This is a genomic window from Thiothrix sp., from assembly GCF_028714775.1.
In the GTDB taxonomy this organism is placed as follows: domain Bacteria; phylum Pseudomonadota; class Gammaproteobacteria; order Thiotrichales; family Thiotrichaceae; genus Thiothrix.
The window spans coordinates 1-7,176 of the sequence record NZ_JAQTLS010000049.1; the positions used below are offsets into that span (position 1 = coordinate 1).

The window sequence follows — 7,176 nt, forward strand, 5'->3', positions numbered from 1 at the left end:
GGACATCGCCGCCACCGCGTCAGGGCTGTCCCAAGGGATTGCGGGTGCTGTTGGACGTGCTGCCACAGGCCGGGAACAGGATTGGGGTACGGATTATGGGGCTGGCTTTAACCGGGTTGTTGGCAGCCCGATGCTGACAGCATCTGAGAAAGGCTCTACCCAGCAAATCAGGGCTGAAGTGTTTGGCAATGATGATGGGACATTGCAAAAAAAAAGTGACCACGCCGCAGACCCAGCACTGCAACAATACCAGTGGGGCGCTGGTGGCAACCACCATGCCGTATCAGCCGCCGATGAATTGTCCGCCGCGATGAATTTTCAGGGAGGGGTTATCACAGGGATGACCGAGGCGCAAACGCGGGCGTATGCCGCGACTACTGCCAATACAGAAAGCACCTTTAACCAGTATGCCGTAAACAAATACGGTTATTCTGGGCAATACCAGTTCGGGGCGATGGCATTGGCGGATGTCGGCCTTGTGGACAAACACAAGTTGGAAATGGCAAGTGAATCAGTCCGTGATGGGGGGTACGAACAAAAACAATGGCTGGAAAACCCAGATAACTGGACACTCCGGGGTGGGCAACAGACATTCTTGGCGGACAAGGGCTTGCAAGACCGGGCATTCGTGGCATACACCAATATGCACGTTAAGGCTGGGGTGCGCAGCGGTGCAATCGGTTCTGGTGATGATGCTGGGCACATTGCAGGGTATGCAAAAGCAGCCCACTTAAAAGGGACAGTCGGGGCGAACAAGTTGTTTTTGGATGGCGTAGCCACCCATGATGCTAATGGCACATCAACCGCCACCTATGCCAAGCAGGCCAGTGCCGCCATGAACAACCTTGCCCCAGCAGTGGAAGTAAAACTAAGGGGAGCCTAATATACTGACACCATTTCCACCATCCTCCCCAGCACCCGCTGGGCAAATTCCGGTACGGCCTGTTTTGCCGTGTCCATTGTCAGGAACCCAGTGGCACTAAACCCCAGATAGCGTAACCCAAAGTGGTCGTCATCCTCCTCCTTGAGTGCCCGCATTTCTTGCCCATCCCAAGACTACGCCGTGAACCAGTTTTCAATGGCTAACCCATCATATATCCTGAAATCATCCACGTTGCGCGTCACAAAGGTCAGCCGGTTACAAAAAGCCACCGCCGCAATTTCCCCATCAGCAAACGGGATGGCAATGCCCTTCTTGGATAGTTTTCCGCGTTCACGCGCTAACCACTGCCCCGCAGCCTTCTCGTATGGCAATACCATCAGGCCGCTTTGCCCAAGAGATTCAATGTAAGCCAATAAGCTATCCCTGCGTTTTGAATCCGCCATGCGCTCAACGCCGTAGTGCATTTCGTGCCAAACCGTAACGGCGGTGCAATACTGTCCGGCATATACATCCAGCTTGTGCAGCACATTGCCATCAGGTTGCTTTTTTGTCGGTTCTGAGAGGATATTGGCATCCAGCAAGTATTTCAGTCCCATGAAAACTCCCGTGCTGGGGAGCGGTCACGCCAGCTATCGACTTCCTCATCAGTCAGGTCAACACCGCCGTATTTTTCCCGCCAGCCCATCATCGCCTGAAATGTATTTTTCCCCGTGCCGAACATCTGTTGGTAACGTTCCTCTGAGATCAGTACGGCAACGGGTTTGCCATGCCGGGTAATATGGATGTCCCCTCCGCCCTCAACGGCATGGATCAGTTTGGGCAAATTGTTCTTTGCATCTGCAATGGTGGTGGCTAAGTTCATTACCGGCATCTCCTTAATCATTATAGCCATATAATAGCTATTTTATTAATGGACTGTAAACCTTGACACCTACCATGCGGATAAAAAGAGCCTACACCCATTGGAGAAACACCGCTGCTGCCCTTTTACGCACAAGAGTTAAAGCCTCAACTGTAGCGCTGTTGTAAGTACATGAGCCTAAGTTTTCGTGCATTCGTAGCATGAAGATTCAATGAGTTACGCTCATTGAATGCGCGAAAACTTCAGCCAGGCTACTTAGTATCAGTTCGGTTAACATGATACTCAAGCGGGACGGTCGCTACCACGCCTGCTGCTTAGCTTCACAAAACGTTTATTACTCATCGGTGCCAGTTTATGAGCAACGTTTTTTGAAACAGGCTTAACGGACTGTCCTAATTTACTTGATCATTACAATCTTCACCATGTCGGCGAAGCTGCCGCCCTCGGGAATGGTCACAGGTGAGGCAAAGTTGTCTTCGGAATCCGCGTATTTGTCCGAGATGTACTTGATGAACAGCACGTAATCCTTGTACTGGCTGGCATCCATGCCGCCGCGCAATTCATCGCAGGAAGCCCACAGGGAGGAATAAAGTGCGGATTTTTTGATGGCCATGAAGTCTCTTGCTTTCTATAGGGGTCGGTAGCCCGTTATTGTATGCTTATTTCGGGCACGAATAGAAAGTGGGCGTAAGTTTTATGCAGTTGTGTGGGGCATTCCCCCGCCGTGGATACTGACAGGCTTCAGATGCCCTGATAGGGTGTGAAAATGGTTGCCGGGGAGGAGCATCCCCGGCATAACCTAATAAGGCAGCAACAAATCCGAGAAAGGTGAGGATAATGCTGCCTGCTTTCCCTCAATATACAAAGCCCACTATGGGGCTTGGGCTTCCTGCCTGTTTTTATTGTCATCACGTCAGTACGCAATTGAATGTAGGCCGGATAAGGGATTTTGTTATGCCCATTTGCGGAATAGATCAAACTTCACTCAATTGACGTTGGGGTATGAATGTCCAACAGTCAAGGCTGGGGATGGACAGTGTTTTTCAAGACGGTCGTCGCCAACAGGACAAAGTAATTGGCGCAGGATGGCAATCCCCATTAATGCCTGCTGGCAGACAAAAAGGGGGCACAGGCAGTGAGTCCGTGCCACCCTTTTATTGTTGGCTTAGCGTAAGTTTCCGTTCCAATGGGTTTCAAACCTATTCCAGCCGCAAAACCTGCCCCTTTCGTATTTGGTAGGGTGGCCAACTTGTTCGGGAATCTTTCGCGACTGGTGACTTACCCATTTTTAACGCCAGCAGCTCGCACAACGTCGAGTCCAGTGTAACCGTGGTGCGGGCATCGCCGCGCTGGATGTGGTAGCGGTTCATGGCTTCACCTATTTGGATAAATATTAAGCTACAGATGGACTGTGCGGGTTTGTAAATGCAAATCCTGCCAGCTAACGCGCTAATGTGAAAAGCGCTTTCCGTGCCTCGTCCAGCATCCAAACGCTGGCAGCAACCAGTACCGCCATTACCCAGTCATTCAAGCGCAAAGCCGTTGTGCCAAAAATGGCTTGGGCAGGTAGCCAATGCACCGCCATGACCTGCAACAGCAACACGCTTGCCAGCGCTAACCACAGCTTGCCATTCTTGAAAAAATTGGCATTAAAGACGCTGCCAAATTCCACCCGCGCATTAAACGCATTGAAAAACTGGAACAGCACAAAAGTGGTGAACGCCAGCGTCAGGGCATAACGCGGGTCGTGGTCAGCCAGCCCGTACTGGAACATGAACAACGTCCCCACCATCATGGTGATGCCATACAGCAGCAAACGCCCGAGGCGCGGCAAACTGAGTATCTGCGTGGATTGGTTGCGGGGCGGGGTGCGCATGATGCCGGGGCGGGCTGGCTCGATGCCCAACGTCATTGCGGGCGGGCCATCCATGATGATATTGATCCACAGCAATTGGATGGCGGTGAACGGTGCGGGCAAGTTCATTAAGGTTGCCACTAGCACGGTGAGGATTGCGCCAATATTGGTGGAAAGCTGGAAGCGTACAAACTTGATGATATTGTCATACACCACCCGTCCTTCCTTCACGGCACGGACAATGGTGGCAAAGTTGTCATCGGTCAGCACCAGCGTCGCCGCTTCTTTGGTGACGGCCGTACCCGTAATGCCCATCGCCACCCCAATGTCAGCAGCCTTTAACGCGGGGGCATCGTTCACCCCGTCGCCAGTCATGGCAGTGACGTGACCCGCAGCACGCAAGGCTTGCACGATCTTAACCTTGTGTTCGGGGGAAACGCGGGCGAATACCGCCAGTGACCCCATGCGCTGGGCTAATTCATGTTCAGTCAGCGTATCCAGTTCTGCGCCGCTGACAGCCCCACCTGTCAAACCCAGTTCGCGCCCAATCGCCGCAGCGGTCAACGGGTGGTCGCCAGTGATCATCTTGACGGCAATGCCCGCCCGTTGGCAGGCAGCAATGGCTTGCCGCGCTTCGGGGCGTGGCGGATCCATCAAGCCAGCCAACCCTATGAATTCCCAACCTTGCGCCCACGGCATTAGGTCGCCAGCAGGGTCAAAGTCGGCGGCGGGGATGGTGCGCCGCGCCACCGCCAATACCCGCAAGGCTTGCTGGGCAAGGTATTGGTTTTCCGCTTCGATTTGCAGGCGGGTGGCGGCATCCACGTTGGCGCGTGTCAGCAGCACATCGGGCGCACCCTTGATGAACATGTCTACCTGCAAGCCTGCGTGGTGGAAGGTTGCCATGAATTTGTGGGCGGAGTCGAAAGGAATCTCGGCAATGCGTGGCGCGGCGGCTTGTTCGTGGTCGGGGTCAATACCGCCTTTTTGTGCCAACACCCATAATGCGCCTTCGGTGGGGTCGCCGATCAGCCTTCCATCACGGACTTGCGATTCGGTGCAGAGAACCATAGGAAGGAGGAAGGGGCGGGTGTTGCTTACGCCGACCAGTTCGCCTGCCGATTGGTAGCCTTCGCCCGTGATGCTGAAACGCTTTCCGGCGAACCATCCGGCGCGGGCGGTCATCTGGTTCATGGTGAGCGTGCCGGTTTTGTCGGAACAGATGACGCTGGTTGAACCCAAGGTTTCGACAGCCGAGAGTTTCTTAAGGATGGCGCGGTTTTTTGCCATGCGCCACATGCCAATAGCAAGGGTGACAGTCACAACGGCAGGCAAACCTTCGGGAATGGAAGCCACTGCTAAGGCGACGGCATTCATGGCCGCTTGCGTCCATTCCAAGCTGCGTAGGTAATCAAGTGAGAAAATCAGGGCGATGATTGTCCCGGCAAGGGCTGCCAGTTTCTTACCCAAGCGGTCGAGTTGCTGTTGTAACGGGGTGGTAGTGTCTGGGGTAGTGGCAATCATACCCGCGAGTTTGCCCATTTCGGTGGCAATGCCAGTGCCTGTCACCAGCATTTCGGCACGTCCGCGTGTTACCACGGTGTTCATGTATAGCAGGTTGATGCGGTCGCCTAGCGGTAGTTCTTCCTCAGGGAGAGCCGCCGTGGACTTGCCGACCGGATGGGATTCTCCCGTCAAAGCGGCTTCTTCGACTTCAAGGTTGTGGGCCGCCAATAACCGACCATCAGCGGGGATGCGGTCGCCAGCTTCCAGCAGCACGATGTCACCGGGGACTAATTTTACCGCATCCACCTCGGTGGTTTGTGCGTTGCGGCGTACCCGTGCATGGGCAGCGAGCATGTGCTGCAAGGCGGTAAGGGTTTGTTCGGCACGGAATTCTTGGTAAAAGCCGAGGCTGGCGTTGAAGGCCACCACGATGAGGATGACAACGGCATCTTTCAGGTCGCCGACCAGCCATGCTAGTCCAGCGGCAAACAATAGTACGATGACAAGGAAGTTTTTGAACTGGTCGAGGAATTTCAACCATAAGGGGCGCGGTTGGGCTTCGGGCAGGCGGTTTTCACCATAACGGATGAGGCGGGCTGCGACGGTTGCCTCATCCAGCCCTTGTTGCGGATTGCATTGCTGTGCTTCGAGCGCCGCTGCGGGGGTAAGGGTGTGCCACACTAATGGCATCTTGAGTTCCTCACAATTCCCGCAACACGCGGAAGCCTAAATTTGTATCCATTTCATCTATAACCTGAGTTTGGTATAAGGAAAGGACGCAGCTTTTCATGGGGCAATGTGAGTAACCACACTCTGCGTTGACCCCACCAAAGGCTGCCCCCAAATGCTAACACGCTTGTTCTGTGAGATTGGCGATTTTTGTCTGGACTTCCTTTCCGAATGGAACAAGACGTTATTAACACCAATATGAAAACGGTGACACGGGATACCTTCGATGTACTGATGCTGCGCCAACGGAGCATCATCGAGACCATCAATGACCAGTTGAAAACATCTCGCAGATTGAGCATACACGCCACCGCTCACTCGCTAACTATATGATTAATATTATCGCTGGCTTGGTGGCGTATTCCTATCAAGACAAAAAACAAGCACTGAACTTGAAAACTTCGGCACTGAAATATAGGGTTTACCCAAGGTACAGCGGCAAATCCACTGCACGGAAGATGCGGACAGGCAATCCTGCGACCTGCTGGACAATGGCAAGTTTGAGATGCGCCTTGCAGTGGGGAAACTGCCACCCAACCTGAAACGCAGACCGTTTGCTTATTGTGCTTACACTGACAAGGATCAGCAGTTATTGCGTGCCTGCATACAAGCTACCGGCAATTATGCCTATACCACCTCCGGTTCTGCCTCCTTGACGTTGGGTTCAGGTTCTGTGCCTGAGGGTTTGGGCATACGGGGTAAACAGCCAATCCAAGTATTCTATGCGGAAAATCTGGAGAGCACCCTGAATGTGGCGTATGAACATCTGGCTAAATAACTGGCTAAAAAAGGGGAAACCTTACGGTTTCCCCTCAACTTCTCGTGAAAAGTCAGATTGATTATTTCACTGTCAAGGTAACGGCTTTGCTATTGTTGGCTGTGCTACTGTCTCCAGTGTCTGATACGGCTTTGCCATTCAATGTAAGGCTGCCAGCCACCGCAGGGCGCAGGTAGACGTAACGGTTACGGGATACCCCCTTGGCTAGATCACCAAAACTGCACACTACTTCCGTGGTAGAAGGCACACATTCCGCTGCGCCACCGGATACCCAAGTGGTGTTTGCGGGCATAGGCAACACAAACCGTGCGTTTTTGGCCACGTCATTGCCATTGTTCTTCAATACAAAGTTGAACCCAGCGGCACTCCCTTTGGTAACACTGGTGGCAGTCGCTTTAAAGGTTGTCAGTGCCATGTCCGCGTTGCCCGTGGTCGACGGGGCTGCATTGATGGTCAGGCTGAGGGCTTGGGTATCGGACACACCTTTGCTGTCCGTTACCTTGGCACTGAAATTGGATGTACTGGCAGTCGTCGGCGTACCACTGAGGACACCCGCAGTGCTA

The 7,176-nt window shown here is 53.5% G+C and carries 7 protein-coding genes and 3 pseudogenes; 3 read left to right on the plus strand and 7 right to left on the minus strand.

Translation table 11 applies throughout. The features are described 5' to 3' along the window. A pseudogene (locus tag PHE17_RS21105) lies at window positions 1-883 on the plus strand (hypothetical protein); the annotation flags it as partial. Here the strand turns inward: PHE17_RS21105 and PHE17_RS21110 are convergent. The 6 genes from PHE17_RS21110 to PHE17_RS21135 all read right to left on the minus strand — a co-directional run bounded on the left by PHE17_RS21110 (window position 880) and on the right by PHE17_RS21135 (window position 5,796). Continuing rightward, window positions 880-1,038 (minus strand): hypothetical protein, encoded by a 159-nt coding sequence (locus PHE17_RS21110; protein WP_301017905.1) that lies wholly within the window; start codon window positions 1,036-1,038, stop codon window positions 880-882. The pseudogene PHE17_RS21105 and the gene PHE17_RS21110 overlap by 4 nt on opposite strands. An 18-nt stretch (window positions 1,039-1,056) precedes the next feature. Next, complete coding sequence (locus PHE17_RS21115; protein WP_301017906.1) at window positions 1,057-1,479, minus strand: type II toxin-antitoxin system VapC family toxin; 423 nt, start codon at window positions 1,477-1,479, stop codon at window positions 1,057-1,059. After that, complete coding sequence (locus PHE17_RS21120; protein ID WP_301017907.1) at window positions 1,470-1,745, minus strand: type II toxin-antitoxin system Phd/YefM family antitoxin; 276 nt, start codon at window positions 1,743-1,745, stop codon at window positions 1,470-1,472. The genes PHE17_RS21115 and PHE17_RS21120 overlap by 10 nt, the downstream gene beginning before the upstream one ends. A 397-nt stretch (window positions 1,746-2,142) precedes the next feature. Next, the gene (locus PHE17_RS21125) at window positions 2,143-2,358 is read right to left on the minus strand and encodes a type I restriction-modification system subunit M N-terminal domain-containing protein (RefSeq protein WP_301017909.1); all 216 of its coding nucleotides are present in this window, start codon (window positions 2,356-2,358) and stop codon (window positions 2,143-2,145) included. 586 nt (window positions 2,359-2,944) lie between these two features. Further along, window positions 2,945-3,115 carry a hypothetical protein gene (locus tag PHE17_RS21130; protein WP_301017910.1) on the minus strand — a complete coding sequence of 57 codons (171 nt, stop codon included), beginning with the start codon at window positions 3,113-3,115 and terminating at the stop codon, window positions 2,945-2,947. Between the two features lie 71 nt (window positions 3,116-3,186). Continuing rightward, window positions 3,187-5,796 (minus strand): HAD-IC family P-type ATPase, encoded by a 2,610-nt coding sequence (locus PHE17_RS21135; protein ID WP_301017911.1) that lies wholly within the window; start codon window positions 5,794-5,796, stop codon window positions 3,187-3,189. 261 nt (window positions 5,797-6,057) lie between these two features. Between PHE17_RS21135 and PHE17_RS21140 the strand changes: the two are divergent. Together PHE17_RS21140 and PHE17_RS21145 are read left to right on the plus strand one after the other, a co-directional pair. Beyond that, a pseudogene (locus PHE17_RS21140) lies at window positions 6,058-6,230 on the plus strand (transposase); the annotation flags it as partial. 110 nt (window positions 6,231-6,340) lie between these two features. Further along, window positions 6,341-6,613, plus strand: a complete 273-nt coding sequence (locus tag PHE17_RS21145) for a hypothetical protein (protein ID WP_301017912.1) — start codon at window positions 6,341-6,343, stop codon at window positions 6,611-6,613. A 61-nt stretch (window positions 6,614-6,674) separates the two neighbouring features. On the opposite strand, the pseudogene PHE17_RS21150 reads toward PHE17_RS21145, so the two are convergent. After that, window positions 6,675-7,176 (minus strand): annotated as a pseudogene (locus tag PHE17_RS21150) (hypothetical protein); the annotation flags it as partial.